This window comes from Pseudoduganella sp. GW821-FHT05F09 (genome assembly GCF_059419605.1).
In genome coordinates this window covers 154936-180945 of the sequence record NZ_JBWKSD010000005.1, presented here as the reverse complement: position 1 = coordinate 180945, position 26010 = coordinate 154936, and the positions used below count along the sequence as shown (strand labels likewise).

Genomic DNA, 26010 nt, shown 5'->3' with positions numbered 1-26010 from the left:
GGTGCCGATAGTGCGGTTGAGCACCGCACGCGGGATTGTTTCGGGGCCATCATGGCAGCCGCTTCTTGAGTAGCAGGTGAATCATCGCAAACAGGCGATGGAACAAGTAGTCCACCTGATCGACGTCGATGACCGCAGCTTGTTTCATTTCGCTGTGCCGCAGCAGATGGGCATTGGCAATGTCCGTTAACTCTAAGGCCTCCTTTTCCAAGCGGTCGCGCATTGGTTGGTCCAGGGTGACCGCATCGAGCATGCGCCGCATGGATTCCGGCTTATTGGATCCGGGCAGGGTCTTGAGCCGTTCCCATGCATCACATAGGCGCTCTAGCGCCTCACGGCGTATTAGCGGATCACGGCTTGAGAACTTGGTACGGCACTCATCGAGGAAGAGGTCGAGTGTCCGTTCGCCCGTTTGGAATTGAGTGCGTTTGAGTTCCTCGCCGATTACTATCGGCAGTACGCGCGAGATGCGACCGTTGAGTTGCAGTTCGTACGCGACGCCGTTCCGGGCGAACAGAAGGTTAATGTCAGCGCGGAATGCTTCTTGGCCTGCCAACTGGTCGAACGTCAGGTGGTGGTGGCGTGCGAAGTCGTGATGAAACCCTAAGATCGGTTTCGCGATCGAGTCATGTACAAATTCGATAAGGTCGAGCGCCAGAGGCGTTGCTGGCGCGAAGGGAATGCGCTTGTAATTAAACCGCTCGGTGTCCTCTTGGTCGACCTGCAGCGGCCAATCCAAGCCAGGCATGTGAGCTTTGACCGCGCGGCCCAGTGACTGGGCGTCATGGCCGCAAATTGCTTGCCCATCGAGGCAAGATTGAGGATAGCGAACCCCGAAGGCGCCGCTTTGCTGCAGGCTGTCGATGGTGGCCACGATCCCCATCCAAACTGCCGGCGTGAGCTCCTGCTCGATTCGTGCGCGAGGCCCCAATTCCCTATCGCTAAAGTATTCGCTCATCATTTCGTGACCTCGTTTTTTTTGGTGAAGTTGTCTAACACTGATGCGGTGTGGCTTGCTGAACCGGGAATTATACGCATCTGTTGATTTGCACCGAAAATCGACCCATTTTCCCCAGTATTTGCAAACGAATCTGCCCCACGTTTGAAGCACAATCCGCCTGTCTCATTGGCAGGAAAACGGAGTTATCGACGTGGCATTGCTAGGCATAATTTGACGCTGCACTTGCGTGACCAGGTCCCCCTCAGGGAGATTGCCAGGCGACTGGGCATCTCGAAGAACACCGTCCGATACTATCTGCGCCCGGAAATCACAGAGCCCGCCTATGTGGAGCGGCGAGCGTCCAGCGCGCTGGAGACAAATATTCATTGCCGTTGTCCGGGTGGCTCAAGGCCGAGACGGCCAAGCCGCGCAAGCAGCGACGCAAGAAGCCGATCCACGAGGACTTGAAGGAACTAGCTTGCGAGGGGTCATACGACCGCGTGGCGGCGCTCGTCAGGCAGTGGAAGGAGGGGTAACAGGACAGCATCAACTCGGCGAGCAGCCGAACATACTTGTGGCCGCGTAGCTCGTCCTTGCTGAGCATTTTCTAGACCGAAATTGCGCTATTACGTTGTTCAAATGTCGCATGTGACAATGTGTGATTATTTCGATAACGAAATGCTATAGATTAATGGTTAGCATGGAATGGTGACTGGTAACTTGACGAAACGCAAGGAATCGCACGATGAAAAGCTCTTTCACTCTGCCCCTACTCTTTTTATGTGCGGGCTGCGTTACGACCGTCGGCCCATCTGCAGTCTTCAACGCGAAGGGCCCCATTGATAGCGGGGCAACCAAGGGGCTGGCTAAGAAATTTATCGATGCCCATGACGATGCCTTCAAGATCGAGCATTCGTACGACCCAGCATACGCGACGCGAATGGTGGAGTCGGGTTTTTCGCTAATCTATGTCAATTGCGACGACTTCTTCCAATCTGCTGGGGAGACGCAGAAATGGATTCTCTTTTCGCGGGATGCGGTAGGAATGTTGGGCACACTTGCATCGGGCATCATGGCGCTGCATTCCGATCGTAAAAATGCCTCCGGTAATGTAGCGTTGGCCACCGGTGCCGCATTTGCCGGATTGGATATTTATACTAAGAATTTTTTGTTCTCTGCAGAAAACGTATCTAGCGTTCAAGATTTAACAAAACGAGCGCTTTCAGTGCATCAGCAAGCAGTCCTCAACGCAGGCGTTGCAAGCTATGACGATGCCTCGGCTGCGTTAGTTGATAACCAAAAAATCTGTTCACCCATGCATATTGCTGCCTTAGCGCGTGATGCTATTAAGAGCGGCACCGTCGTTGCGGAGCAAAGCAGTGATGGATTGAGTCGTGTTACCGAGGCGCAGGATCAAAAGGTTCTAGAGCGTCTTGGCGCTCTCTTGAATCCACCAGGCGCGATATCACCGCGCCAAGCAGGCGCATTTTGGTGGCTCTACAAGGAGGCGTCTTCGCTGGGGACACGCACAACTCAGATTATTCCGGCGTTGTCAGGTCTGCCTGATGCCAGCATGCCACTCGATGCGGGCGGGCAACCCAAGCCAGGTTTCAATTCGTCCGTCATTATTGCCGAGCTCGATAAATTCAGTGATAAAACTAAGGCATCATTCAAATCAGTTGCAGCGGCGAAGAATAAAGAACTCGACGCTTTGGCAGCGGCGCCTATAGGGAATGGAATTGCGGCGGTAGCAGCGCCTGTTGGGGGAGCTGCCACTCCGCAGCCTGTCGAGTTCACTCTGCCGGTATCAGCAACTGGACGCCGCTTCACAACTAAAGTCAAGTGAGCTAATTGAACCAGGAGAAATGTATGCGTGCGTTTTTTTTCGTAATTGCGGCACTGGTATTTCCGACCGCAGTTTTCGCTACCGCGCCACCCATAGCAGGTGGTTCATTCCCTGATGCCTATTTTGAGCGCCTCGACAGTCACCCGCAAGCATTTACCTATAAACGCGCCCTTTATGATGTGGCCGCCCGAGCGACGGTGGCTCGCGTCCTCGGATTGTCCAGTAATCTGGCCATACTTAGCGAACAAAGCCAGTTCTCGAACAAGATGCAGGGCTTGCTTGGCCTGAATGCTGCACCCACACCCTTGGGCTTCTCACCAGAGTTCGTTTCCGGAACGCGCAACATTCCGGTAATCATGACGTATTTTCCGGAGACGGCCAAGGTTCCTTACCCGGTAGCGCAGTTGCAACAAGAATTGTTCGACGGGCCTTGGAAGACGGGTACGATGAGCGCCTACTATAGTGAAGTGTCGGGCGGTGCGCTGACAGTAAAAGGGACGGTACGAAATTGGACCAAACTCAAACAAAGCAGTGTTTATTACGTGGGCAAGGACTACCTGGACAAAAACGGTAAACTTACCCCATGCTACGGACTATGTAACCAGTCGAAAGTAGCCGATTATGTGCTTGATGCGCTTCAGGCTAGCAAAGATGTGGATTGGGGACAGTACGACAACGACGGACCAGATGGCATACCTAACTCAGGAGACGATGACGGTTTTGTCGACTTTGTCGCTTTAGTTCAGCCAAATTCTGGCAGTGAATGCCAAGACAATCCAGGAAGTATTTGGTCTCACCGCTCTAGCATCACGAGTTGGGGGCGTAAGGAATTCACCACGACAACGCCGCGTAAGGGGGGCGGTTTTATAGCTATCGACGACTACGTTGTAATGCCGGCGCTCGCCTGTGATCGGCAGACGATGATACAAATTGGCGTTTTCGCCCATGAATTTGGTCATGCCTTCGGTCTGCCCGATTTGTATGATACCGATCCCAGCGATGGCAGAACAGCGGGTCTGGGTCATTGGTGCCTAATGGCTGCAGGCTCGTGGGGTGCCGATGGTAAAAGTGCAGAGACCCCGACGCACATGTCACCTTGGGCAAAGGCCTACCTTGGTTGGATTGCCGTAAAGGAAATTGACCACGACAATGCAAAGCTGAATTTAACTTCGATTGAGGACAGTCGAATAGCGTACCGAATAAACATTTCGTCAAAACTGTACTATATATTGAACGCAACCAGACGCACTGGATTCAATCGGAATATCCCTGCTGAAGGATTACAAATCTGGCGGGTAAACGAGACGGCTGTCAAAGCGGGATTACCGAGTAATCGTGTCAATGCAGTGAACTCAAATAGAGGTGTTGCGTTAGTGGAAGCGGATGGCTTGGAGCGGATGATGTCTGACAATTTCAGAGGCGACAGCGGTGATATCTTCCCAGGGAGCGTAGCGAAGATATCCTTCGACGCGACTGGCAAGCCAGCGTCCGACGGGCGAATTTCGATCTGCAATATTGCTCGGGTTGCCGATGGCATCTCAGCTGCCGTGTTTGTTACACGCAACAGTTGCTCGGGGATGCCTCCTTTGCCAGCAGTAGCGGTGGCGGCAGCGGCTGACGCAGTGGACCCCGCGCAGATTGTACTTGTGGCGTCGAGTTCGCCTAACGTGTCGGTTGCTGAGGCCTCAGCCGCAGCGCTGGGTACAACTGTTCAGGTGTCTGGAACTTTGATTAATTCGGGTACTAATTTGTTTGACCGCAAGACGCGCCGGATCGTTCTGGTCGATAAAAATGGTGAAGAGATCGAGGTGACGCCACAAATGGCTCTGGAACGCCCTCTTGATGCCGCTGGAACTAGCGAACCTGCGACGCTGTCGAGCGTCTTAAATAAAGAGGTGACAATAAATGCCACTGTTGGGCGTGCTTTACGTGATCAGGCCCGCCCTGCCCTGAATGCAACATCAATACAGGTGAAATAGCGTTATGTGATTTCTCTGGGCCGTCCTCCTAAGCCTTGCCGAGACGAACAGAGACCCGAACAGAGAGCCGAACGGTCGCACTCTTAGGCCGCAGGAATGTTCCAAGGCCCCTAAGGATTTAATTATGCATCAGTATCGAGGATATATCGCGCTTGGACTGCTGGGTCTAGCTCTAAGTAATTCCTGTTGGGCTTGGGGAAGAACTGGACATGAAACGGTGGGCTATATAGCAGGCGAGTTGATCCGAGGCAGCAATGCGGAGCAGCGTGTCGCGCAAATCCTTGGACCTGGCACGACATTGGCGATGGCTACCCTTTGGGCCGATTGCGCTAAGGGTTATTGCAATGCACCTTTGACTCCTGACATGAAAGACTATGTCGACCGCAATCCACGTCACAAGCATTACCACTATACCGATGCGCCATTTCAACTTACGGCCTACCACGGCGATGCGGTAGGTGCCAGTGAGGAAGACATCGTTCAAACACTTAGAGATGCAATCTTGGTCCTAAAAGGTGCTCATCCAACTGATGCGCGGCACAACTTTCTGCCACGTGACGCACTAATGATCCTCACCCATATGATGGGTGATTTACACCAGCCCCTGCATGTTGGAACGGCCTATGTCGCCCACAAGACCTTCATCGTGCCAGCGACGCAAGACATAGCGCAGCTTACTTCCACTGTCGGCGGCAACACGCTCTGCGTGGGGACGTCGGCGTTGCATAGTCTCTGGGACGACATCTATGTCAACGCAGCGATGGGCGTAGCCAGCGTATCGGGTAGCGCCGCGTTTGGTTCCGCGCTCCATGAAGTCCCCAGTCCGTCGCCGATAGCGGCGGATGACCTAGAGCTGCTGCCGCGTGAATGGGCGACGTAAAGCCTGAGAGTCGCTAACCGAGCGTCGAGAAACGTGATTATTCAAGCGAAGCGGGTTTCCAGCCCGCAAGGAAGTTGCGCACCACCGAAACCCGGTACGTCGGTGCCGACAAACATGTGGAAGGTGCGGCTGCCGGTCGACTATCAGTCTGAGGCCAGTGGAATAGTCAAAGAACAATTACAGCGTGCCGGCACTCGGTTCGCCCAAGTGCTCAAAGCCCTGTGGCCTTGAAGTTGGCGCGACGAAAATTGAATCTAAGCGCCGAGTGTGCCTTACCCAGACTCTTTCCGCCCTAAGCCGAGCCGAGCCTGTGCTCTCGCGAATCCCGAAGGCCAACGGAAATTGGCGTCCGATTCAATTTGCCGTCGGCGCTGGCACGTGTCATCGCAATGCGCAAGTTCTTGGTGAGATGTTGTGATATTTCAATCGTTGGAATCGTCGCGAATAGATTCGTATTATTTTGCCAAGGAGCAGAAAATGTCCGGATTTCGCCATTTCTTCATCTTCGCTTGTGCTGCATTTACCCTTTCCCCTGCGCTCGCGCAGCGTTTGCAATTTTCCGACTGTAGCCCGCATGCAATTAGCGTGCTGAAGCATCGCATCTATGCGCCAAACAAGAAGTTGCGGCCGGTGATCCTGTCTCGCGATGTTCTGCATTTGAGCATCTGCAACGGCGTTGGGGCAGGGATGCGCGCTGGAGCGATCGAGGTCGTGCTAGACAGAGACTATGAACTTGAAATGAAGAAGATCGAGATAGATCCAAAGCACAAAGACTCTATGGCGCTGGCCGCACGCGACGCTTGTGCCGACGCAGAAGAAGGCCCATGCGTCGCCCAAATTTATCGACGGCGTGATTACAACGCCAAAGGTGTCATTCCTTTCGCGAAGAGTGGTGGTCTGCCGTTTGGGCAGTTCCTAGGACATATTGGTGCCCAAGGGCACTACGAAATTACTGGACAGGGTGCCGCGGCCCAATCGAAGAGCGATGGCACAGTATGGTCCTCAGCGGCACTGGCAGTTCTGCAAGACGCCTCAAGAGATCCAGATTTTTATGAATGGGGCAATCCTCTTGCCCACGCCCAAACCGGCAACGACCCGTTGACGGCACTGCCAGTCCCGCTCGATGTCGACTCGGCGCCCGGACATTATGAGGAATGGTCGGGTGCATACTTGACTCAGGCCGCCCAGCTATGTCTGGCGCAGCGTCCAAGTGCAGCATTATATCTTCTGGGATACGCCCTCCATGGGATACAGGACCTAGTGTTTCATGAAGGGATTACCAATGCCGAACATGCTTTTCGGGATTTTGTCGAAGATCAACAGATCGACGCGGGCGATCACTACGAGGAGAAGATGGCTATGGCGGTGGATGCAACTCGCGACCTGTTGCACGGGTTCAGCGTGCGCCTAGAACAGCGCCAGCCGGGATGCTGGCGAAAGATGACGACGCTCGCCGATACTCGTCCATTGCCTACGAGTGTCCGCGAAGACTTACTTCAAAAGCCAGGAAAAGATTTTGGTGTTTCTGCGTATTTTTCCTACCGTCGCTTGGCAGTTATCGTTCGAGAGGCGGTTGCAAGCAAAAGGTGGCAGAAACGAGACTTTAATATTCAGCACCGTTGGTTGGGCGGGCGCCAGCAGTCATTGCTAGACGGTTTTGTCGAGCGAATACTCGCTCAAGTACACCTTTGACTTGTAGGACTTACTGTCATGCGCCGACTCCATTATGCCGTGGTAATGGTCACCTTGATCGTCACCTGTTCAATATCGGATACGTTTGCTCAAGAAGACAGATTAAACGTGTCATTGAGGGGAGACCGGGGAACCCAGAAGCTGGATCTTCGCGCGGTGCCAGCGACGAATGCGAGCACCGCAAAGACAGACGCGGCGATGCTGGCCATGAGAAGGAAGTTGGGTGATTTCGGCATTGAGAAACCACCACTGCCACGCACGACATGGGAACAGCTGAACAGTCACGCGCGCCAGGATTTGCTGACGGCATATGCCCAAGCGTTATCATCAAAGAGTGCATCCAGCCAAGAGATTAATAAGGCATTAATTAAAGCCAGCCACGATGCGAATAGAAATGCATTTGATAATTTGACGAAGAAAAAACTGATTGATCCGCGTATCGTATGGGAGGCTCAGCCTCATGCCTCGCTCGAAGCATATCGACATGCACTAGTCCGATTTGGCGACCAGCCAGTCGATTCACCGAAACGGGAGGACGAGACGCCGCCGCCTCGTAAACGTGTGCCGCGGGTCGGATGCGGAAATAATTGCGCGGTGGTCAGCCCTGGGATACCCGAACCGCAAGCGCCAAATACCGCGTTGCCGCTCGTAGCGTCCAGGTCAACTGGAAAGCCTGGATCAGGTGTGGGCGTCGGCTTAGCCGGTCGACGTCAACGTCCGTTTAACCCCGCAGGTTTCCTTGAAGTCGCCATCATAGACTTGCCGGACGGGGGGACATGCACGGGAACGCTGCTGTCACCAAGCATCGTCTTGACCGCAGCGCATTGCGTAGTGGGTTACGCTACGACCAGCCTGAAGGTGAGACTTCCTACTTTTCGGCTGTCCGTCCTTGATCAATGCAAACACACACTCGACGCCGAGACTCGCTATGAACAATGCCTGGATTTCGATTTGCTCACAGTGCGCGCGGCGGTTCCCCATGCTCAATATAGCGCAGGAGACAAAAGAAACGATGTTGCGTATCTGATTTTGTCGATGCCTCGTCAAGGCGCAACGATCGCGCTGATCGAGTTTCGCGATGCCCCACCAGACCGAATTACGTTGGCAGGGTATGGAGACAACGGACTCAGTGGTAGCCGTAACCTTGAAATGCAAAATGCGATCGAGGTGGGTTGGCATGTTGGTGCAGCCCTCACCCAAGGCATTGGCAAGATTGGTTGGCTATATTCACCATCCGGTAACGATAGCGCCAGTTGCCATGGCGACTCGGGTGGTCCCATTTACGAAGGAGACTATGATGGGGGGCTCCACGACGGACCACACAAGATATTTGCAATCACGTCTACGGGGTCGGCATCCAGCTGCAAGAATTTTTATGTCCAGAACACAAATCTTGGTAGTCCCACTATTCGAAACTGGTTATGTAAGGAAGCGGAACTGCGTGCCGTAATTGGTGCGTGTCTTCCCGGTGCCACAGCTTCCCTGCCGCCAAGAACACCCGCGGCGTAAAACAGCATGGTGTATTCAGGTGGGCGGGAAGATCGGCCTCGACGTGATCGGAGCGGCAAAGATATGGTTCCGAAATCTCGCTGCGGCAAATTTATGGTTCCGACACCATCTCAGCCTGGCGAAAATTCTGCGACTTTCTTTCTAAGCAGGGAGTTCGGGTGTGGGGATCTGAGCGGCAAGGTTATGCTTCCGGCCGCGGCAAAGTTATGGTTCTAGGCACATATTCCCGCCACTAAAATTTTGGCGGGGTCACGCCAGGGTTACACTCTGCAGTAAGAACCGTTAATTTTGCGATGACTTGGCCCACCTCGACAGGTCCACCAAGCGCTTGGCGACCAAGTGCCGCACGTTATTGGCGGTCTGCCACTAGTCGTACACCCCCAGCAGCATTGCTCCCATCGCTTCGCGGCGTTGCTCTTCTCCGCATTCTTCATTTACTTGATTGGGTGCGCGCCGGATTCCGGCGTCCGTCCCAGCGCCCCTATGTCTGCCTGACATGCCGCCCACCTACCCCGACCGCCTGATTGTTCGGCGCCGTCTTTGAGAACATAACCGGGCGCCCTGCAGCAGTTTGCCGCTGCGTACTGGCGTTTCCACGATAGGCGGATCCGTTTCCAGCTTGTCGCCCACCGCGCGGAAAGTCCACTCCTGCAGTTTTCGGTAAATATCGATCGGCGACGATATGAGTGTACGGCTTATTAAAGACCGATGGATTCCAGTTTGACTTCAAGCTTATTTTTGTAACCAGGCCGCCATCCAGTTAATTTTTCCACAAGAATTCCGTCGCGGAAAAAATAGAAATTTGGAGTTTCCCAAGAGCTAATTTGTGGCCATTCTGATGCTTGATAGGCTATTGAGAATTTCGTATTAGGATGAATCTCATTCCATTGTCTTATTGAATCGAAGGATGCCCCTCGAGATTGTGGGGCAATCCATCGGACTCGACCGGCCAGCCTGCTGCTTAATAATATGTCAGAATCGATTGCTTCTGTAGCTTCCAGCGAAAAGTGACACAGAGGGGCTCCCACAATTATCACAAACCCTCCCGAAGGAAATTTAAATTCTTTTCGCTCAATTAAATTGCTATCATCTGAAATTTCAATCAGAGATTGCGTGGGTGTGTCGATTAAATTTTTCAGTATCGGCGTGGGTTGACTGTTTTCTGTGTAATTTTTTCTAAAATAATCTGCGTCTTCGAATAGTCTTGCCGATATCAAGGACTTCAGGGTATCATCGCTTTGGCTTTTATTTAAGAGCCCTCTGTGTCTCAGTTCAAAAGCAACTTGTGCAAACTTTCTAGTAATGAGTGTGTCGTTGGTGAAAAACGTTACCAAGTTCAATATTTCGAAAATGCTTTGAATGTCGCGATTCGAAATATTGCTGAAACTATCAATGGCTTTCCAACTTAAACCATTGTAGTTGTTCAGCAGCGTAGTCCTGATCTGTGAATCTTCTAGATCATGTTTTTTTAATTCTCGGTATTCTTCAATAAATATCTTGCTCTCATCATAGATGGAATAGTTTTCTGATGAAAACGATGATTGGCTAATTCCCATGGCTACCAGCATGAGCTTAATACTGAGGATAAACTTTTTTGTGGTAATACTCATACTGGTGGCCACCCCTGATTAGCAATTACTCGTGCAAACGTCGCCAGGCGAAGAGGAGCATGTAGCACGAGCAGAGCAGCGATAACCCTCATAATCCTTTTCTGGACCACCTTCCCCCAGCGTGGTTGCTCCGCCGTCTTCCTTTTGGGAAAGTATGACTTTGTCCGTTAAGCTTCGTACAGCTGGGCGCACAAGAGGTGTAACATGTTGGATTCCGAACAAAGCGAGAATTTGAAAAGCTTCAGTGGCCGAAGAGTTTTGGAAAGATACTGCGGAGAAACCTGTCACCCCACGTTCATTCCAAGTAATACTTTGTAAAAAGCGATCACGGTCGTCCTTAGGAAGCTTGTTTAACGGGCTATACCGACCCTGAGTCATCTCAAGGTAGCTTTGCAAGTCAGCTGCATTTTTTATTGGTGCCGCCAGGAAAGCTAGTTCGCGGGCTTGACTGCTTTCTTTAACAGGCTCGACAGCGTTCACAGCAGAGGCAAGATTGGCCAAAACAAGTGAAAAAATCAGTCCGATTGCTTTAATTTTCATAAATATCCCGGTGATGGATGTCTAAAAATGCCAGTAGTGACGGTTGGTGAGTGACTTCTACATTGATACTATTATTAATTAACGTACAACATTACTAAATTACTTTTTTAGATCAAGGCTGTCAAGCATTTTCTAATATTGCCCATTAAGAGAGTTTAAAAGGCCGCCGGAGTGGGCGTGGCCCTTCGTGATCTCCGCCTGATCTGGATTGGGAATTTGGAGGGATGGCCGACCTTATAAATAAGATTGGCGTATCCACTGGTGAGTAGACCCGCGCGTCTCCTAGGTTGGTACTGCTGTGGAGATGACGTGACGCAGCAGAATGCGGCACTGGTGAGGTTTATCCGGTGACAAAATGGTCTTAATTTTATCGACGGACACTAGCTTTTCGCTAAACGGCCCGTGCGTGCGCGCAGTCCGGCCACGATTTCACTGGAGCGCAGCCGGTCGGCGGCGTGGTAGAAATTCGAGCTGAGCATCAGTTCGTCGGCTTGCGTCGCCGCGAGAACGCGCTCGAGGCCCTCCGCCACCGTTTGCGGCCCGCCGACGACGGCGGCGTCCAGCATGCCGCGCACCGCGCGCTCCTCGGCCGCGCTCCATTGCAGCTTGGTTTCGGGAACGGGCGGCAGCATGGTCAGGCCTTCGCCGCGCACCAGGGCAAGCGAGCGCTGGTACATGGTTGTGGCCAGGAAGCGCGCGTCGTTGTCCGTATCGGCGGCCATCACGGGCAGGCAGACCATCAGGTAAGGCTGGGCGTGCGCGGCGGATGGTTTGAAACGGCTGCGGTACTGGGCTGCTGCTTCCAGCATGGCCTGGGGCGCGATGTGCGCCGCGAAGGCGAACGGCAGGCCGCGCTCCGCAGCCAGCGCGGCGCCGTGGCTGCCCGATCCCAGTATCCAGATCGGTACTTCGGTGCCGGCGCCGGGAACGGCGCGCACGCGCTGGCCCGGTGTTTCGCGGCCAAGCAGCATTTGTACTTCGGCCACCTGGTCCGGGAAGCTGGCGCCGTCGCCTGCGCTGCGCCGGAGCGCCCGCATGGTCTCCGGGTCGGTGCCGGGCGCGCGGCCCAGGCCGAGGTCTATCCGTCCCGGAAACAGGGTTTCCAGCGTGCCGAAGTTTTCCGCCACCACCAGCGGCGCGTGGTTGGGCAGCATGATGCCCCCGGCCCCGACCCGCAGCCTGCACGTGGCGGCGGCAATCTGCCCGATCAGCACGGCGGTGGCGGCGCTGGCCACGCCGGACAGATTGTGGTGTTCGGCCAGCCACAGGCGCTGAAAGCCGAGGCGGTCCAGCTCGCGGCCGTAGGCCAGCGCTTCTTGCAGCGCGTCGGCGGTGGTGCCGCCGGCGCGCTGCGGCACCACGTCCAGCGCAGACAGCGGGATGCCGGCCAGACGGCTCATGCTACCTCCACCACCACTTTGCCGCGCGCGGCGCCGGACTGCATGGCGGCATGGGCGTCGCTTGCGTCGGCCAGGGAGTAGCGGTGCTGGTCGAGCAGCACCTTGATCTGGCCGGCGTCCACCAGCTTGGCTGCTTCGGCCATGATGGCGCCGTGGTTCTCGCGGCCCTTGCCGCTCAGCAGCGGCAGCAGAGTGAACACGCCGGAGTAGGTCGCGGCGCGGAACGACAGCGGCGCCAGCGCATGCGTGCCCCAGCCCAGGCAGCTGACCACGTGGCCGTGGTAGCGGCGCGCAGCCTGGAAGGAGGCGTCCAGCGTGGCGCCGCCGACGGTGTCGTAGACGATGTCGAAGCCTTCGCCGCCGGTGTGCTGCTGCACGTACTCTTCGACGGTGCTGGCCTGGTAGTCGATGAAGACGGCGCCGTAGCCCTCGATGGTGGCGCGCTGTGAAGCGCTGCCGGTGGCGTAGACCTGTGCGCCAAAGGAGCGCGCGATCTGCACCGCGATATGGCCCACGCCGCCGGCGCCGCCATGCAGCAGGACTTTCATGCCGGCCGTGACGCGGGCGCGGTCCACCAGGCCTTCCCAGGCGGTGATGAAGACCAGCGGCAGTGCCGCCGCTTCGCGCATGCCGATGCTTGCAGGCTTGCGCGCCAGCAGGCGGGCATCCACGGCGGCGTATTCAGCCAGCGAACCCTGCACGCCGCCGACGCCGCCCGTCATGCCCCATACCTCGTCGCCGGGCGCATAGCCTTGCACGCCGGCGCCGACCGATTCCACCACGCCGGCCATGTCGATGCCGAGTATGGCGGGCAGCGTGACGTTGGCGTGGTCGGCCTTGCCGGCGGCAATCTTGAGGTCCAGCGGATTGACGCCGCTGGCGTGGATGCGCACCAGCACCTGGCCGGGGCCTGCAACGGGCCGCGCCACTTCCGTAACGGCCATTGGGATTTCGAAGGTGCTCAGCACAACTGCTTTCATCGTCTGGTTCATCATTTGCTCCGGTGAGGTGGATGGATGAGTCCAGTGTAGTGAGCGGGCGGCGGCGCAACAACGGGGCCGGAGTGGATGCAGTTTCCACCGATTCGAAACAATCGCTGCGTGACGCTGTTGGCGCATGGTGTTGAAGGCCCGGCGCAGCTGGGCGGCCAGCGCCTATGTGCACTGGGCGCAAGACGCTGGCGCTGAACTGAGCTGCGCCGCGCGCCGCTTTATACGCTGCGCAGCGCCGCCAGGAAGGGGTCTTGCTCCCTGTCGTAAGCGTGGCTGGCGGTGATGCCGGCCATGCCGCCGTAATCGGCTTCCGCCTTGCCGAGCAGCGTGGCGTGCCAGTCTTCCAAGGTGGGCACCTTGAGTTCCAGGCACAGGCCGGGCTCGCTGTCGAAGCGGCCGCCGTCCAGGCACTGGCGGGCGCCGTTGAGTACCGCCAGTGCCCGGCCATAGCCTTCGAAGTCGGCTTTGATGAGGCCCGGGGTTTCGGTGTCCAGCGTCACCGGCCCCAGGCCACCCGCCAGCCTTGCCTGTCCTATCCCCGTTCCCACCCGCTTGCACTGCGCAAGAAAGCCGTCCTTGATGGCCTCCTTGCGCACGCGGGTACGCTCGTCCTTTGCCAGGCTGAGCGCGGACCGGGGCGGCGGAGTGGACGGCTGGTCTGGTTCCGTCAATGCATCGTAGAGTTTCTTGGCGCCGTAGGCCGCCGCCAAGGGTGCTAGCAGGAACCAGACCATGTCACGCTGCCAGGCTGGTCTCGGCGGCGCGCATGGAAGCGAGCGCCGCCGTGACGGTGTGCATAGCCTGGTCGAGCTGGGCCGGGTCATAGGCCATGGCGGCATCGCGCTTGAGGCCGTCGATATGCTCGTCGGTCTGCTGGATCAGCTCTTTCAGGCCGGCGCCCATGGCTTGCTCCGTGCTGGCCCAGAACGCATCGACAGGCTGTTCAAGGCGGCCCAGCAGCTTGTTCTCGCGCAGCCCGTCGGCCACTTTGCCGGCCAGGCTTTTCTGCCACGAGCCGCCGAGCAGGCGGTAGAACATATAGCCGATGGCGGCGGCGATCGCGATGCCTATCGTGATCGGGCCGCCAATCGCGGCAACGAAGGAGGTGACCGAGGTGACGCTGCCCACCATGCCGAGCGAGGCCATCACGCCGGCCGCCTTGCCGACCATCAGATAGGCGCCCAGGTTGCTGGCGATGGTCCCCACGTAGAGCGACATGGCGCCCAGGCTGCCCAGTCCCGCCATGCCGCCGACGAAGGCTGCGCGCGAGTTGAACGCGGAGAGGTCCATGTCCAGCTTGGCGCCCGGCGCCGACGCGCTTGCCGCCGCCATCGCCGGCGCTGCGCTTTGCCAGCGCTGCAGCAGGGTGTCGACCTCGGCGGAAATCGAGCGGCCGCTGGTCTTGAGCACGCTTTCCAGCTTGGCGGTGAAGAGCTGGGACAGGTAGTTCACCACTTCGCCCTGGGCTTCCTTCTTGTCCGTGTAGGTGTCGTGGATCAGCTGTTCGATGCTCTCGGCGGACGCCTGCACGCGGTAGTAGTTGCCTATGGTTTCCAGGTCGTGCTTCTTGCGCTGCGGGCACGAGGCGATCAGCGCTTTGAACTTGGCTACAAGTTCGCCAGCCTCGCCGCGAAATCGGGCCTCCTGCTGCTCCACCTCCCGCACGCGCTGGATCGTGTCTTCCTTGCGGAACGAGAGCTGGTCGACGGCCATTTGCAGCGCCGCCACCATGTGCTCCATGGTCTGGGCTATGCGCTGGTCGACAATCGCGTCGTAGCTGGCGGTCAGCGTGGCCGCCATGTCGCGCACGCGGCGCAAGGTCGCGCTGCGGTACAGGTCGTTCTCGCGCCAGAACGGCTGGACGCGCGCGGCAAGCTGCTCCGCGCTCGGCAGCGTGTCGATGTGCTGTTCCTCCATCCACGCGCCGAAGATCATATTGTCCAGCTGGCGCTTGACGCGGCGGAAGGCGCTCAGGCCCACGTCGTCGACGTCCGCTGCCGGAATCTCGCCATGGCAGTGCGACTGCACGAACAGCAGGTGCTCCAGGCTGTCGTTTCCTTTGGCCGGCGGACGCGCGCGGATGACGTTGGCGGCAAAGCCCAGGTCGCTGTCCTTGAGGAAGCCGGTGTGGTTGGACATGAACACGATGCCGTCGGTCAGCTCCACGCCGGCCAGCGCCTTGTCGGTGTCGGAGTCGTCGCCGTCGCCCAGCTGGCCCGGCGTGTCGAGCAGCCACACCTGGTTCAGGATGTCCGCCGCCGAGAACACCACCGCCACGTAGGCCTGCTGCGCCAGTTCATTGTCGTGCTGGTGCATGCCGTAGCGGCGCAGCAGCTCGCCGTCGCCCTGCTCGATCAGGTGCTGCGCGACCAGGACCGGGTCGTGGATCATGTGCGGCATGAAGCCCTTGCTGAACACGGCCACGTTGCCGACCAGCGCGGCGGGGCGGTCCGACGTATGCATCAGCAGGTTGATCACCGAGGTGGCGGGCTGGTACTTGGTAGGCAGCACCGTATCGTTGATGAGCGTGTTCAGCAGGGTGGACTTGCCGGCGTCGAAGTGGCCAAAGCAGCCGATCACGGGCTTGCGCTGCAGGCCGTTGAGCAGCGCGTGGCTGCGCTCGAAGGTCTCGCCCAGCTGCAGGGAGCCGATGTAAGCGTCGTCCGCAGCGGCGATGACGGCTTGCGCCTGCTCCAGCCTGGCATGCGCCTGGGCCAGCTTGTCGTAGATGCCGCTGTGTGGGGTGGTGGCCATGTTCGGGTCCGTTTCTGCTTGTATGGTTAATCGGGACAATTCATTGAAGTAGTCGGTGGGCGTGCACCCCACTGCGGTCATATAGGCGGCGATCTTGAGCGCGTCCGAGGACAAGGGCGCCTGCTCGATGCGCGACACGGCGCGCTGGTCCAGCAGGCGCCCCATGCCGAACACTTCCGACCGGGCGGCGACGTCGCTTTGCGACAAGCCTGCTTCGTCGCGTTTTGCAATGAGGAAGGCCTTGAGTTGCTCTTCCAGCGTTTCGGTGTTCATTTCAGTCCCTTACGTGGCATTGATGACTGAATCTTAGACCGATTTGTCTGAGTGTGCAACACTTTAGTCAAAAATGTCTGAAATTACTGCGTGGCGTGCCGGGCGCCCCCGCCGGTGGTAATCTAGCCATGCCGGGCTGCCGACCAGCCGCCCAAGAGACAAGGACAACAACAAGGAGATGCAATCTTGAGCGAGCTCGCACTGTATGGCCATCCGTTTTCCTCCTACACGCAGAAGGTGCTGATTGCGCTGTATGAAAACGGCCTGTCGTTTGACTTCCGCACCCTGGGGCCGGACACGCCGCAGCACGCGGCGGAGTGGCTGAGGCGCTGGCCCTTGCAGAAGTTCCCGTTGCTGCTGGACGGCGGGCGCCAGGTGGCGGAGAGCAGCATCATCATCGAGTATCTGCAGTTGGCGCATGCCGGACCGGTGCTGCTGCTGCCCGCCGAGCCCATGGCCGCGCTGGACGTGCGCTTCCTCGACCGCTTCTTCGACCTGCACGTCATGAGCCCCATGCAGCATGCGGTGGGCGGCGCGCTGACCGGCGTGGCGGCCAAGCGGGAAGAAGCGCTGGCCTTTGCCAGCGGCAAGCTGGAGCTGGCCTATGCCTGGCTGGAAGGCCATCTGGCGGGACACACCTGGGCCGCCGGCGAGGCGTTCACGCTGGCGGACTGCGCCGCCGCCCCGTCGCTGTTCTACGCGGACTGGACCCACAGCATAGGCGAGCAGTACCCGCTGCTGCGCGCCTACCGCGCACGCCTGCTGGCACGCCCCTCCGTGGCGCGCGCGGTGGACGAGGCGCGCGTGTTCCGGCCGCTGTTCCCGCTGGGGGCGCCGGACCGCGACTAATATCAAAATCGATATAGATCCGAGCAATTTAGTTATTGGTATTGAATAGCAGAACCCTCTAGCATGGACGGCTCCAAAATAAGATTTCAGGGGACGTTCCGTGGCTGCGCCGATTGCTTCCGTCAGTACCAATTCCACCGGGCAAGTGCCCGCCACCGCCAGCTACAAGTCGGCCATGTCGCTGCTTGCCAGCCTGTTCTTTACCTGGGGATTTATCACCGTCATCAACAACACGCTGCTGCCGCACCTGCGCAGCGTGTTCGAGCTGAACTACACGCAGACCACGCTGATCGAGTCGGTCTGGTTCATCGCCTACTTTGTCGCCTCCATTCCGGCCGCGCGCCTGATCGAGCGCGTCGGCTACAAGAAATCGCTGGTGGTGGGCCTGTCCATCATGGCGCTGGGCGCGCTGATGATGATACCGGCCGCGCGCCTGCCGTCCTACATCGTCACCCTGGTGGCGCTGTTCGTGATCGCCTGCGGCATTACGCTGCTGCAAGTGGCGGCCAATCCCTACGTGGCCGTGGTCGGCACGCCGCAGACCGCCTCCTCGCGCCTGAACCTGGTGCAGGCCTTCAACTCGCTGGGCACCATGTTCGCGCCGCTGTTCGGCGGCTACCTGATCCTCGGCCGCTCCAACGCCGGCACGGCGGGCGCCGACCAGGTGCTGACGCAGGCCGAGCGCCTGGCGGACGCGCAGGCGGTGCAGCTGCCCTACCTGATCGTGGCGGGCGTGCTGGTCGTGCTGGCCGTCATCATCGCGCGCTTCCCGCTGCCGGAGATGGGCGCGGCCACCAGCCGCGTGTCCAAGGCCGAGCGCGCCTCGCATTCGCTGTGGCGGCACCGCAACCTGGTGTTCGGTGTGCCGGCCATCTTCATCTATCTGATCGCCGAAATCGGCGTGGCCAATCTGTTCATCAACTTCGTATCGCAGCCCAACATCGGCAATGTCAACCATGAGCAGGCGTCGCACTACCTGTTCCTGCTGTGGGGCGGCATGATGGTGGGCCGCTTCATCGGCAGCGTGCTGATGCGTTCCATTTCCGCCGAGCACGTGCTGGCCGCCGCCAGCGTGGGCGCCTGCGTCGTCATGCTGGTGGCCACCTTCAGCACCGGCCCGACCGCCATGTGGGCGCTGATTTCCGTGGGCCTGTTCCATTCCATCATGTTCCCCACCATCTTCACGCTGGGCATCAAAGGCCTGGGCCCGCTGACCGAAGAAGGCGCCGGCTTGCTGATCATGGCCATCGCCGGCGGCGCGCTGGTGGTGGTGCAGGGCTGGCTGGCCGACATCTACGGCCTGCAGACTTCCTTCCTGCTGACTGCGGCGTGCGAACTGTACGTGCTGTTCTATGCGCTGTGGGGCGCGCGCGCCACCAACGCCTTCCCGGAAGCGCAACAGTAGGCAGCGGAGACCGTCCGGATTCGCATCCGTTGTAAGATGGGCATGTCTGAATCAAATGGAATGCCATGAATCTGGATAAATTGTATTACGGTACGGCGGCCACGCTGGCTTTGGCGCTGGCGTCGGCCGGCGCCGCGGCCCAGGAATGGCCGCGGCTGGAAAATGGAAAAAACGTGGCCGAGTGCCAGGCTGCCCTGCAGCTGGCCAAGCTGGCGCATCAATCCGGCAGCGTGCTGCCGTGGACGCATCCGGACGCGATCCCGGACGACTTCAGCAGCGACCTGGTGCTCGCCCCCAAGAGCACCAGCGTGACCGCCGGCGATGTACTCGAATTCGACCCCGAAGTCTTCACCCAGGTGCCCCTGCCCGAATACAAGCCGCGCAGCATCTACTGGCAAACCGCGCCGGCCAACGGCAAGCGCCTGGTGGTGGAGGAAGTGCCTTTCGGCTGGCGCGGCGATATGCACCGGGTGCGCATGGTGGACCAGGCCATGAGCGTGAAGGACTACTTCGGCGTCTCGCCGGATGAGCGCAACGCCAGGCTGGCGCCGCCGTTCAGCGACGGCTGGCGCGCGCCCTTTATCTTTAGCAACGAAAGCGGTGCCTTGTGGATGATGTATATCGCCGAGCCGGGCGGCTTTTCGGGTAACTGGAAGGTGTATCAGACCGTCTCGGGCGAACCCAGGCTGGCTTGCGAAGTCCAGTTCCGTCCACAGGTGAAGCGCGCGGAACAGCTGCTGCCGCCGGCGCTGCAAAAGCTGGCGGCGCTGCTCGACCGCACCCTCGGCAGCGGCAAGGACGACGGCCCTTGGCAGCCCACCGCGCGGGTGCGCGCCAGCGTGCAGCAGGCCTGGACCAACGCGGTGCTGCGGCCCTGGGTGAGGGAAACGCCGTACAACACGCGCATCGAGGTGGACGACAACCTGCTGGAATGGTCGCAGCAGGACAAGGCCAACAAGAAACTGTACGCCGCCATCCTGGCGCAATATGACGCGGCCGAGCGCGCGCTGGCGCAGCACTACGCGCGCCAGCTGCGCATGCCTGCGGAGGAAGCGGCGCAAACCGCGAAGACCATCCTGGACATTAATTTCCGCATGCACTTCATGATCAACAAGGAAAGCTACTAGGCGCAACTAGATCAACTAAGCGCTAGTAGCTCACGTGGTAATCCTTGGGGAACTTCTTGCCGGCAAAGGCTTTCTTCTGCGTCCAGTCCTGCGCCGGCGCGGTCCAGTAGGAATCGCTTTCCGGCAGGCCTAGCGGCAGCAGGGTGGCGGAGGCGATGTACATGCTGCCGTTGTTGGAGTACCAGTCGCCCAGCTCGGGCTGGTGGCCGACGAAGCCTATGGTCAGGTAGCCGTCCTTGGTGAAGTTGCTGGGCTCGGTCCAGATGGCTTTGTGCGCCGCGTGCAGGGCGGCGCGCACCTGGCCTTCGGGCAGCGACGGCGGCAGCTGCTTGCGCCAGGCCAGCAGGGCCAGCGGCTGGAAGGCGGCGGTGCGGTAGGTCAGCGAGCGGCCGATGGGCGGGTAGCTGCCGTCGGTGCCGATAAAGCGCTCCAGGTGCTCGCTGTAGCGCTGCATGCGCTTCACGGCCTGGGCTTGCAGCTCCTCCGGTTTGCCGTTCCAGAACGGTCCCTTGAACTTGGCCAGCACGTCGATGATTTCCACCAGCATGGGGTACATCACGTAGGAATTGTAGTAGTCGAAATGGAAGGCTTCGCCGTCCTTGATCCAGCCGTCGCCCACATACCATTCGTTGATTTTGCGGATCGCCACGTTCATGCGCATGGGGTCGTATTCCTCGCCGATGGACATCAGCCAGGCTTCGTTCATGGCGGCGAACAGCATCCAGTTGATGTAGGGCGGTTCGATGCGCCGCAGCCCCTTGATGGCGGCGATGATGCGCTGCTTGGTGGTGCTGTCGAGCGGCTCCCACAAGGTCTTGGGCGCGCGCATCAGGGCGTTGGTGTAGTAGGCCGAGTCCACCAGGATCTGGCCGGGGCCTTTCCACAGCAGGCAGTCCGGGCTGGCGGGGTCGACCGAGTGGACATAGCTTTGCAGCGCCATCTGCTGCATGCGCTGGCGGTAGCGGCCTTCCTGCGTGCCGTCGGCGGGCAGGGCCAGCCAGGGCGCAATGCCGGCGATCAGGCGGCCATAGCATTCCAGATAGGCCACGGCGGGATCGCGCCCGTCCCAGGTGGGGCTGAGTTCCAGCGCGAATTTCTTGTGCAGCTGGCCCTGGGACATGGCGTTCAGCACCGGGTCCGACATTTTTTGCAGCAGGCCCAGCAGGTAGGCGCGGTCGCTGCCGGCGGCGCCGGGGCTGGCTGCGGCGGCGCCGGCCGCGAGCGCGTTGCCGCTGGCGCCCATCAAGCCGGCCGAACCCGCCGCCAACGTGCGCATGAAGTTGCGTCGTTCCATTTCAATCTCCTAGTTGCCCGTGACGAGCTGGTCGCCGATATAGATGCGGTATTGCTTGATGCGCCCGGTGACCTCGGCCGTGCCCTGGCGCGGCACATAGCGCAGGCCCGCCACTTCCACCGTCTTGCCCAGGTCGATCACGATGCGGTGCGGATGCGGCGTGCTGGCCGCCGCGCCGGTGTAGGCCGTGTGCCAGTAGTCGGTGTTCTGGCCGTTGATGGCGTTGAGCGCCGAACCGTCCTCCTTGCGCGCCTCCTCGCTGCTGGCGTAGGCGATGGTCCAGCTGGACTGGTTGAGCGGCTTGCCGGCCTTGTCCAGCAGGGCGATCTCGGCCACGGCGGCGTAGCTCTTGCCGTCGAAGGCGCTCAGCGATTCCAGGCAGAACTGGCGGCCGCTGGCGGGCGCGGCGAACATCACCTGCTGCGTGGCCGAGCCGGGCGCGAATTCGGCCGCGTGCACCGGCGCCGCGCCGTCCAGCTGCAGCCTGGCGGTGCTGGGCGGGCGGGCCAGGTCCAGTTCGGGACGCAGCTGGTCCAGCACCGGCACGGCCAGCCCGGCGATGCGCGCGCTGCGCGGGCCGGTCAGGTCCAGCACCACCACTTCGTTGCGGCCGCGCTTGATCCACGGGCCGGGCAGATACATGGTCTGCGTCGGCCCTATGCTCCAGTAGCGGCCCAGGCAGCGGCCGTTGATCCACACCACGCCCTGGCCCCAGCCGGCCATGTCCAGGAAGGTGTCGCCGGTCTTGTCCACGCTGAAGCCGCCGCGCCAGAAGGCCGGGCCTTGCGCGCGGCCGCGCTGCCACGCCAGCGGCGGCAGCACGCCGTCCGCGTCGAAGTCGATGGCGCGGATGGTCCAGTTTTCCACCGCCTGCGCCTCGCCTTCCTGCGGCGTGAATGTGACCGGGCCGTGCAGGCCCTTGCGGTCGTGGATCTCCACGCCGAAGTTCACGCGCGCTATCGTGTACAGCAGGATGTCGACCGTGGCCGGCTTGCTGCGCGCGGGCAGCGCCACCTTGAAGCGGCGGTGGCGCGTGTCCAGCGTGCCCACCTGCTTGCCGTCCACGAACACCCAGGCCAGGTCGCGCACCTTGGCCGCCGCCAGCACGCCGGCCGGACCGGCGGGCAGCGTGGCGCGGTAGGCCACCAGGCCGCGGCTGATGTCGTACTGCTCGATGGGCTTGGGCGAGACGTCGCTGATGGCGCGCGCGGGCAGGTTGGCCATCACGGCGGCGCTTTCCTGCAGGGCGAAGGCGGGAATGGTAATCACCGGCATGCGCGCCGGCGCGTCCGGCAGCGTTTCGCCGGCCGGCAGCAGCGGCGCGATGCCGTCGCGGTAGGCCTTGAACTTGTCGCCGGTCCAGCCGGCTTCGCCTATCGGTGCGTCGTAGTCGTAGCTGCTGGTGTCGGGACGGAAGGGGCGGTCGCAGCCGCCCCACAGGCCGAAGGTGGTGCCGCCGTGCGCCATGTAGAGGCTGAAGGAGCCGTTGGCCTTGAGCATGGCCTGGATGTCGGCCACGGCCTTGTCGGCCGAGCCGCGCCGGTGCGGCGCGCCCCAGGTGTCGAACCAGCCGGAATAGTATTCGCCGCACATGAGCGGGCCGCGCTGCACCTGGGCCAGCGTCTTGAAGCCGGTGGCCGGATCGCTGCCGAAGTTGGCCACCGAGAACAGCTCGGGAATGTGCGACTTCGCCACCGCGTTGGTGGGATTGCACTGGAACAGCGGCACGTCGAAGCGCGCGTCCAGCAGCGCCTGGCGCATCACGCGCAGGTAGTCCAGGTCTTCGCCGAAGAAGCCGTATTCGTTCTCCACCTGCACCATGAGGATGGGCCCGCCCTGCGTGATCTGCATGGGCGCCAGCGCGCGGCCCACTTCGTGCAGCCAGCGCCGCGCCGGCTGCACGAAGGCGTCGCTGCGGGTGCGCAGGAAGGCGTCGCCGGGCTGTTTCAGCAGCCACCACGGCAGGCCGCCCATTTCCCATTCGGCGCAGGCGTAGGGGCCGGGGCGCAATATCACCCACAGGCCTTCCTGCTGCGCCAGGCGGCAGAATTCGGCCGCGTCGCGCTGGCCGCTCCAGTCGTACTTGCCCTCGCGCCATTCATGGTAGTTCCAGAACAGGTAGGCGCACACGGTGTTCAGGCCCATGGCCTTGATGGCTTGCAGGCGGTGGCGCCAGTACTCGCGCGGCACGCGGGCAAAGTGCATTTCGCCGCAGCGTATCTGCAGCGGTTTGCCGTCGAGCAGGAAGTCGTCCTGGCCGATGGCGAAGCGGGCGGCGGCCTGGGCGCTGGAAGAAAAAGGCAGCAGTGTGGTGGCTGCTGCAACCGCCGCACTTTGTAAGTGGCGGCGGCGAGAGAACTGTAGTGTCATGGATTAGCTCAATGTTTGCTTGTCGAGGAAGCGCGCCAGTTCGGCGGCGGCCAGCAGGAAGGCGCCCACGCCGAAGGAGGCGGTGGCGTTCTGGTCCACCACCTGGCCCGGAATGGCGCGCTCGCCTATGGGCTGCACATAGCCCAGCTTGCCGTCCGGCTGCAGCGCGGTCCGGCTCAGATAGGTCCAGGCGCGCCTGACCACCGGCGCGTATTCCGCCTGGCTGAGCAGGCCCTGGTTCATGCCCCACAGGTAGGCGTAGGTGAAGAAGGCGGTGCCGCTGGTTTCCGGGCCGGGCGCGTGCGCCGGGTCGAGCAGGCTGCGGGTCCAATAGCCTTGCTCCTGCTGCGCCGGTTTCAGGGCCTGGGCCATGCGCTGGAAGCGCGCCACATACAGCGCGCGCGAGGGATGGTCCTGCGGAATATAGGGCAGGGTCTTGGCCAGCGCGGCGAACACCCAGCCGTCGCCGCGCGCCCAGAAGTCCTTGCCGCCGTTGCTGCTCTTGTGCTTGGGATAGATGTATTTGGCGTCGCGGTAGTACAGGCCGGCTTGCTGGTCATACATCAGCTGGTCGGCGAACAGGAAGTAGTCGTGCATCTTGTCCAGGTAGCGCCGCTCGCCGGTCACTTTGTAGAGCTTGGCCATGGCCGGCATCACCATGTACAGGCCGTCCGCCCACCACCAGTAATCGTTGTTCGGCGTGCCGGTCTGGTATTCCAGCACTTCGCGCGCGCGGGCGATCTTGCGCGGGTCCTTGGCCGGGTCCAGGTTGTACAGGTCGATATAGGTCTGGAAGCAGACCTGCCAGTCGCCGAACAGCACGTGCTCGCTGGTTTCGCCGTAGGTGTATTTCCACGCGGCCTTCACGTCCGAGCGGGCCGAACTCCATTGGTTGTGCTCGGCCCAGGCGGTGGAGTATTGCCGGTAGCGCTCTTCGCCGGTGAGGAAGTAGGCTTCCATATTGCCGGTGTGGTAGGCGGCCACGTCCCAGAATGACCACAGCGCGGGACTGTTGTTGCGCTGCCAGTAGTCGTTGGCCAGGCGCAGCGCGGCCAGCACGTCGGCCTTGGACACGCCGGCGGGGGCGGGCTGTGCCACGCCGCCCAGCGTGCAGCCGGCGGACAGGGCCGCCACGCTGGCCAGCGCCGCTTTCAAACAAAGTCGTCTTCTCATCATGTCGTGATCCTTGCGTGGATGGGGAGTCAGAAGTTCGGTGTCCATTGCAGCACGCGCACGGTGGAGGGGGCGGCCTGGGCCACGCCTTCGCCGTCGACCTGCTGCACGGTTTGCAAAAACAGATTCAGTTCGCCGCTGCGCCGCCACAGCTCGGTGTCGAAGCTCGGTTCCCAGGCGCCCACCGGGGCGCTGTCGAGGTCGAGCACGCTCCAGCGCGCCTGGCCGAAGTCGCTGATGCGCACGGCCGACACTTTGCTGCCGCGCTCGGCATCGCGGAAGATCAGCAGGCCGGACGGCTTGCCGTGCTGGATGTTGACCATGATCTGCGGCCGCGCAATCGGGATGGCCTTGGTGCCCATGCCGCTCAGCGAGAAGGGCTGCTTGCGGAAGTCCAGCGCAAGCTGCCGCCATGCGCCGCCGTCCAGGTAGAGCACGCGGTATTGCGGCGCCGGCGAGGCCGCGTCGCGCCAGTAGCTGGCGATGTAGGGGTTGCCGTCCTGGTCGGCCGACATCGAGGTTTGGTTGATCAGCTCGCTGTTTTGCGGGATGCGTGCCGCATACTCGGCGGTGGCTGCCGTAATCGGCAGCGTGTAGCGCTCGCCGGTCGACTTTTCCCAGGTCGCGCCGCCGTCGCGCGAGCGGGCGTAGGCCATGTCGTGGTTGCTGGCCACGTCCGGCGATTCGCGCCAGACCCAGGACAGGTGCAGCGTGCCCCGGTGGTCCAGGAAGGCCTGGGTATAGGCGCTGCGCCGGCCTTCGCCGCTGATGAGTTTGCTGTGCAGCCGGGTCCAGCCGGAACCGGAGGCTGCGGCCGGGTCGTAGCGGTTCATCACCAGGTCGCCGCGCCCGGAGCCGCCGTCGCGGTACAGGAACAGCAGCTTGCCGTCCGGCTGGCGGTAGAACTCGGGATAGGAGACGGAGTTTTCCTGCTGCCCCGTCATGGCCATGGTCTCGCCCAAGGTCAACGCGCCGGGGGCGGTGGAGCGCGCGTAGCGCAGCGGCTGGTTGTGCAGGTCCCAGGCCAGGTGCAGGAAGCCTGCGCCGTCCACCATGAGGCTGATGCTGTTGTGGGCGTCGCGCACCCGGCCCTGGTACTGGGTGCGCTGCAGCTGCCACTGCGCGCTGCCCAGCTGGCGCTTGCCCAGCACCAGCCAGGCTTCCTGGTCGTAGTAGGCGATGTACTGCGTGCCGCCGTGCGTGACCAGGGAGTTTTTACGGAACACCACCGCATTGACCGAGTTGCCCGCCCAGCCCGGCGCGACGTCGACGATGCGCACCGGGCTGTCCCCGGCGCGCGCGGGGGCGGACGCCGGAAGAACGGCAATGGCGGCAAAGATGGCGGCGGCCAGGCGGGTGGTCAGGGTCATTGCTTGC

The 26010-nt window shown here is 60.6% G+C and carries 19 protein-coding genes; 8 read left to right on the top strand and 11 right to left on the bottom strand.

The features are described 5' to 3' along the window. Positions 1 to 49: 49 nt before the first annotated feature. Positions 50 to 958, bottom strand: coding sequence for an AbiJ-NTD4 domain-containing protein (locus AC07S4_RS17650; protein WP_494988253.1), 909 nt, complete (start codon positions 956 to 958; stop codon positions 50 to 52). Positions 959 to 1685: 727 nt separating this feature from the next. Between AC07S4_RS17650 and AC07S4_RS17645 the strand changes: the two genes are divergently transcribed. From AC07S4_RS17645 to AC07S4_RS17625, 5 genes are all read left to right on the top strand, one after another. After that, the gene (locus AC07S4_RS17645) at positions 1686 to 2786 is read left to right on the top strand and encodes a hypothetical protein (RefSeq protein WP_494987902.1); all 1101 of its coding nucleotides are present in this window, start codon (positions 1686 to 1688) and stop codon (positions 2784 to 2786) included. A gap of 23 nt (positions 2787 to 2809) precedes the next feature. Beyond that, positions 2810 to 4765, top strand: coding sequence for a M6 family metalloprotease domain-containing protein (locus AC07S4_RS17640; protein WP_494987901.1), 1956 nt, complete (start codon positions 2810 to 2812; stop codon positions 4763 to 4765). Positions 4766 to 4889: 124 nt separating this feature from the next. Further along, entirely contained in the window at positions 4890 to 5645 is a 756-nt protein-coding gene (locus tag AC07S4_RS17635) for a S1/P1 nuclease (RefSeq protein WP_494987900.1), read from the top strand. 477 nt (positions 5646 to 6122) lie between these two features. After that, positions 6123 to 7337 carry a hypothetical protein gene (locus AC07S4_RS17630; RefSeq protein ID WP_494987899.1) on the top strand — a complete coding sequence of 405 codons (1215 nt, stop codon included), beginning with the start codon at positions 6123 to 6125 and terminating at the stop codon, positions 7335 to 7337. Positions 7338 to 7382: 45 nt separating this feature from the next. Further along, on the top strand, positions 7383 to 8846 hold the full coding sequence (locus AC07S4_RS17625; protein WP_494987898.1) for a trypsin-like serine protease: 1464 nt from the start codon (positions 7383 to 7385) through the stop codon (positions 8844 to 8846). A 698-nt stretch (positions 8847 to 9544) separates the two neighbouring features. Here the strand turns inward: AC07S4_RS17625 and AC07S4_RS17620 are convergent. The 6 genes from AC07S4_RS17620 to AC07S4_RS17595 all read right to left on the bottom strand — a co-directional run bounded on the left by AC07S4_RS17620 (position 9545) and on the right by AC07S4_RS17595 (position 16415). Next, positions 9545 to 10456: a hypothetical protein gene (locus AC07S4_RS17620; protein ID WP_494987897.1), complete on the bottom strand. Its 912-nt coding sequence runs from the start codon at positions 10454 to 10456 to the stop codon at positions 9545 to 9547. Positions 10457 to 10474: 18 nt separating this feature from the next. Continuing rightward, a complete protein-coding gene (locus tag AC07S4_RS17615) occupies positions 10475 to 10996 on the bottom strand; it encodes a hypothetical protein (RefSeq protein ID WP_494987896.1) in 522 nt (173 codons plus the stop codon). A 380-nt stretch (positions 10997 to 11376) separates the two neighbouring features. Beyond that, a complete protein-coding gene (locus tag AC07S4_RS17610) occupies positions 11377 to 12396 on the bottom strand; it encodes an LLM class flavin-dependent oxidoreductase (RefSeq protein WP_494987895.1) in 1020 nt (339 codons plus the stop codon). After that, positions 12393 to 13388 (bottom strand): zinc-dependent alcohol dehydrogenase family protein, encoded by a 996-nt coding sequence (locus tag AC07S4_RS17605; protein WP_494988252.1) that lies wholly within the window; start codon positions 13386 to 13388, stop codon positions 12393 to 12395. Before AC07S4_RS17605 ends, AC07S4_RS17610 begins: the two co-directional genes overlap by 4 nt. Positions 13389 to 13606: 218 nt before the next feature. Continuing rightward, entirely contained in the window at positions 13607 to 14122 is a 516-nt protein-coding gene (locus AC07S4_RS17600) for a hypothetical protein (RefSeq protein WP_494987894.1), read from the bottom strand. Position 14123: 1 nt separating this feature from the next. Then, positions 14124 to 16415: a dynamin family protein gene (locus AC07S4_RS17595; protein ID WP_494987893.1), complete on the bottom strand. Its 2292-nt coding sequence runs from the start codon at positions 16413 to 16415 to the stop codon at positions 14124 to 14126. Positions 16416 to 16601: 186 nt separating this feature from the next. On the opposite strand from AC07S4_RS17595, the gene AC07S4_RS17590 reads away from it, so the two are divergent. The 3 genes from AC07S4_RS17590 (at position 16602) to AC07S4_RS17580 (ending at position 19796) form a co-directional block, all read left to right on the top strand. Beyond that, entirely contained in the window at positions 16602 to 17264 is a 663-nt protein-coding gene (locus AC07S4_RS17590) for a glutathione S-transferase family protein (protein WP_494987892.1), read from the top strand. Positions 17265 to 17364: 100 nt separating this feature from the next. Continuing rightward, the gene (locus tag AC07S4_RS17585; RefSeq protein WP_494987891.1) at positions 17365 to 18669 is read left to right on the top strand and encodes a sugar MFS transporter; all 1305 of its coding nucleotides are present in this window, start codon (positions 17365 to 17367) and stop codon (positions 18667 to 18669) included. Positions 18670 to 18734: 65 nt separating this feature from the next. Continuing rightward, positions 18735 to 19796, top strand: coding sequence for a hypothetical protein (locus AC07S4_RS17580; protein WP_494987890.1), 1062 nt, complete (start codon positions 18735 to 18737; stop codon positions 19794 to 19796). A gap of 22 nt (positions 19797 to 19818) precedes the next feature. On the opposite strand, the gene AC07S4_RS17575 is transcribed toward AC07S4_RS17580, so the two are convergent. The 4 genes from AC07S4_RS17575 to AC07S4_RS17560 are packed head-to-tail and all read right to left on the bottom strand — an operon-like array spanning position 19819 to position 26003. Then, positions 19819 to 21090 carry a DUF2264 domain-containing protein gene (locus AC07S4_RS17575; RefSeq protein WP_494987889.1) on the bottom strand — a complete coding sequence of 424 codons (1272 nt, stop codon included), beginning with the start codon at positions 21088 to 21090 and terminating at the stop codon, positions 19819 to 19821. 9 nt (positions 21091 to 21099) lie between these two features. Further along, complete coding sequence (locus AC07S4_RS17570; RefSeq protein WP_494987888.1) at positions 21100 to 23460, bottom strand: beta-galactosidase; 2361 nt, start codon at positions 23458 to 23460, stop codon at positions 21100 to 21102. A gap of 3 nt (positions 23461 to 23463) precedes the next feature. Then, positions 23464 to 24636: a glycoside hydrolase family 88/105 protein gene (locus AC07S4_RS17565; protein ID WP_494987887.1), complete on the bottom strand. Its 1173-nt coding sequence runs from the start codon at positions 24634 to 24636 to the stop codon at positions 23464 to 23466. Positions 24637 to 24662: 26 nt separating this feature from the next. Then, positions 24663 to 26003 (bottom strand): BNR repeat-containing protein, encoded by a 1341-nt coding sequence (locus AC07S4_RS17560; RefSeq protein WP_494987886.1) that lies wholly within the window; start codon positions 26001 to 26003, stop codon positions 24663 to 24665. Positions 26004 to 26010 lie beyond the last annotated feature (7 nt).

Coding starts and splice junctions, on each gene's coding strand:
- AC07S4_RS17650 (WP_494988253.1), bottom strand. CDS start 958: ATGAGCGAATACTTTAGCGATAGGGAATTGGGGCCTCGCGCACGAATC.
- AC07S4_RS17645 (WP_494987902.1), top strand. CDS start 1,686: ATGAAAAGCTCTTTCACTCTGCCCCTACTCTTTTTATGTGCGGGCTGC.
- AC07S4_RS17640 (WP_494987901.1), top strand. CDS start 2,810: ATGCGTGCGTTTTTTTTCGTAATTGCGGCACTGGTATTTCCGACCGCA.
- AC07S4_RS17635 (WP_494987900.1), top strand. CDS start 4,890: ATGCATCAGTATCGAGGATATATCGCGCTTGGACTGCTGGGTCTAGCT.
- AC07S4_RS17630 (WP_494987899.1), top strand. CDS start 6,123: ATGTCCGGATTTCGCCATTTCTTCATCTTCGCTTGTGCTGCATTTACC.
- AC07S4_RS17625 (WP_494987898.1), top strand. CDS start 7,383: ATGGTCACCTTGATCGTCACCTGTTCAATATCGGATACGTTTGCTCAA.
- AC07S4_RS17620 (WP_494987897.1), bottom strand. CDS start 10,456: ATGAGTATTACCACAAAAAAGTTTATCCTCAGTATTAAGCTCATGCTG.
- AC07S4_RS17615 (WP_494987896.1), bottom strand. CDS start 10,996: ATGAAAATTAAAGCAATCGGACTGATTTTTTCACTTGTTTTGGCCAAT.
- AC07S4_RS17610 (WP_494987895.1), bottom strand. CDS start 12,396: ATGAGCCGTCTGGCCGGCATCCCGCTGTCTGCGCTGGACGTGGTGCCG.
- AC07S4_RS17605 (WP_494988252.1), bottom strand. CDS start 13,388: ATGAACCAGACGATGAAAGCAGTTGTGCTGAGCACCTTCGAAATCCCA.
- AC07S4_RS17600 (WP_494987894.1), bottom strand. CDS start 14,122: ATGGTCTGGTTCCTGCTAGCACCCTTGGCGGCGGCCTACGGCGCCAAG.
- AC07S4_RS17595 (WP_494987893.1), bottom strand. CDS start 16,415: ATGAACACCGAAACGCTGGAAGAGCAACTCAAGGCCTTCCTCATTGCA.
- AC07S4_RS17580 (WP_494987890.1), top strand. CDS start 18,735: ATGAATCTGGATAAATTGTATTACGGTACGGCGGCCACGCTGGCTTTG.
- AC07S4_RS17575 (WP_494987889.1), bottom strand. CDS start 21,090: ATGGAACGACGCAACTTCATGCGCACGTTGGCGGCGGGTTCGGCCGGC.
- AC07S4_RS17570 (WP_494987888.1), bottom strand. CDS start 23,460: ATGACACTACAGTTCTCTCGCCGCCGCCACTTACAAAGTGCGGCGGTT.
- AC07S4_RS17565 (WP_494987887.1), bottom strand. CDS start 24,636: ATGATGAGAAGACGACTTTGTTTGAAAGCGGCGCTGGCCAGCGTGGCG.
- AC07S4_RS17560 (WP_494987886.1), bottom strand. CDS start 26,003: ATGACCCTGACCACCCGCCTGGCCGCCGCCATCTTTGCCGCCATTGCC.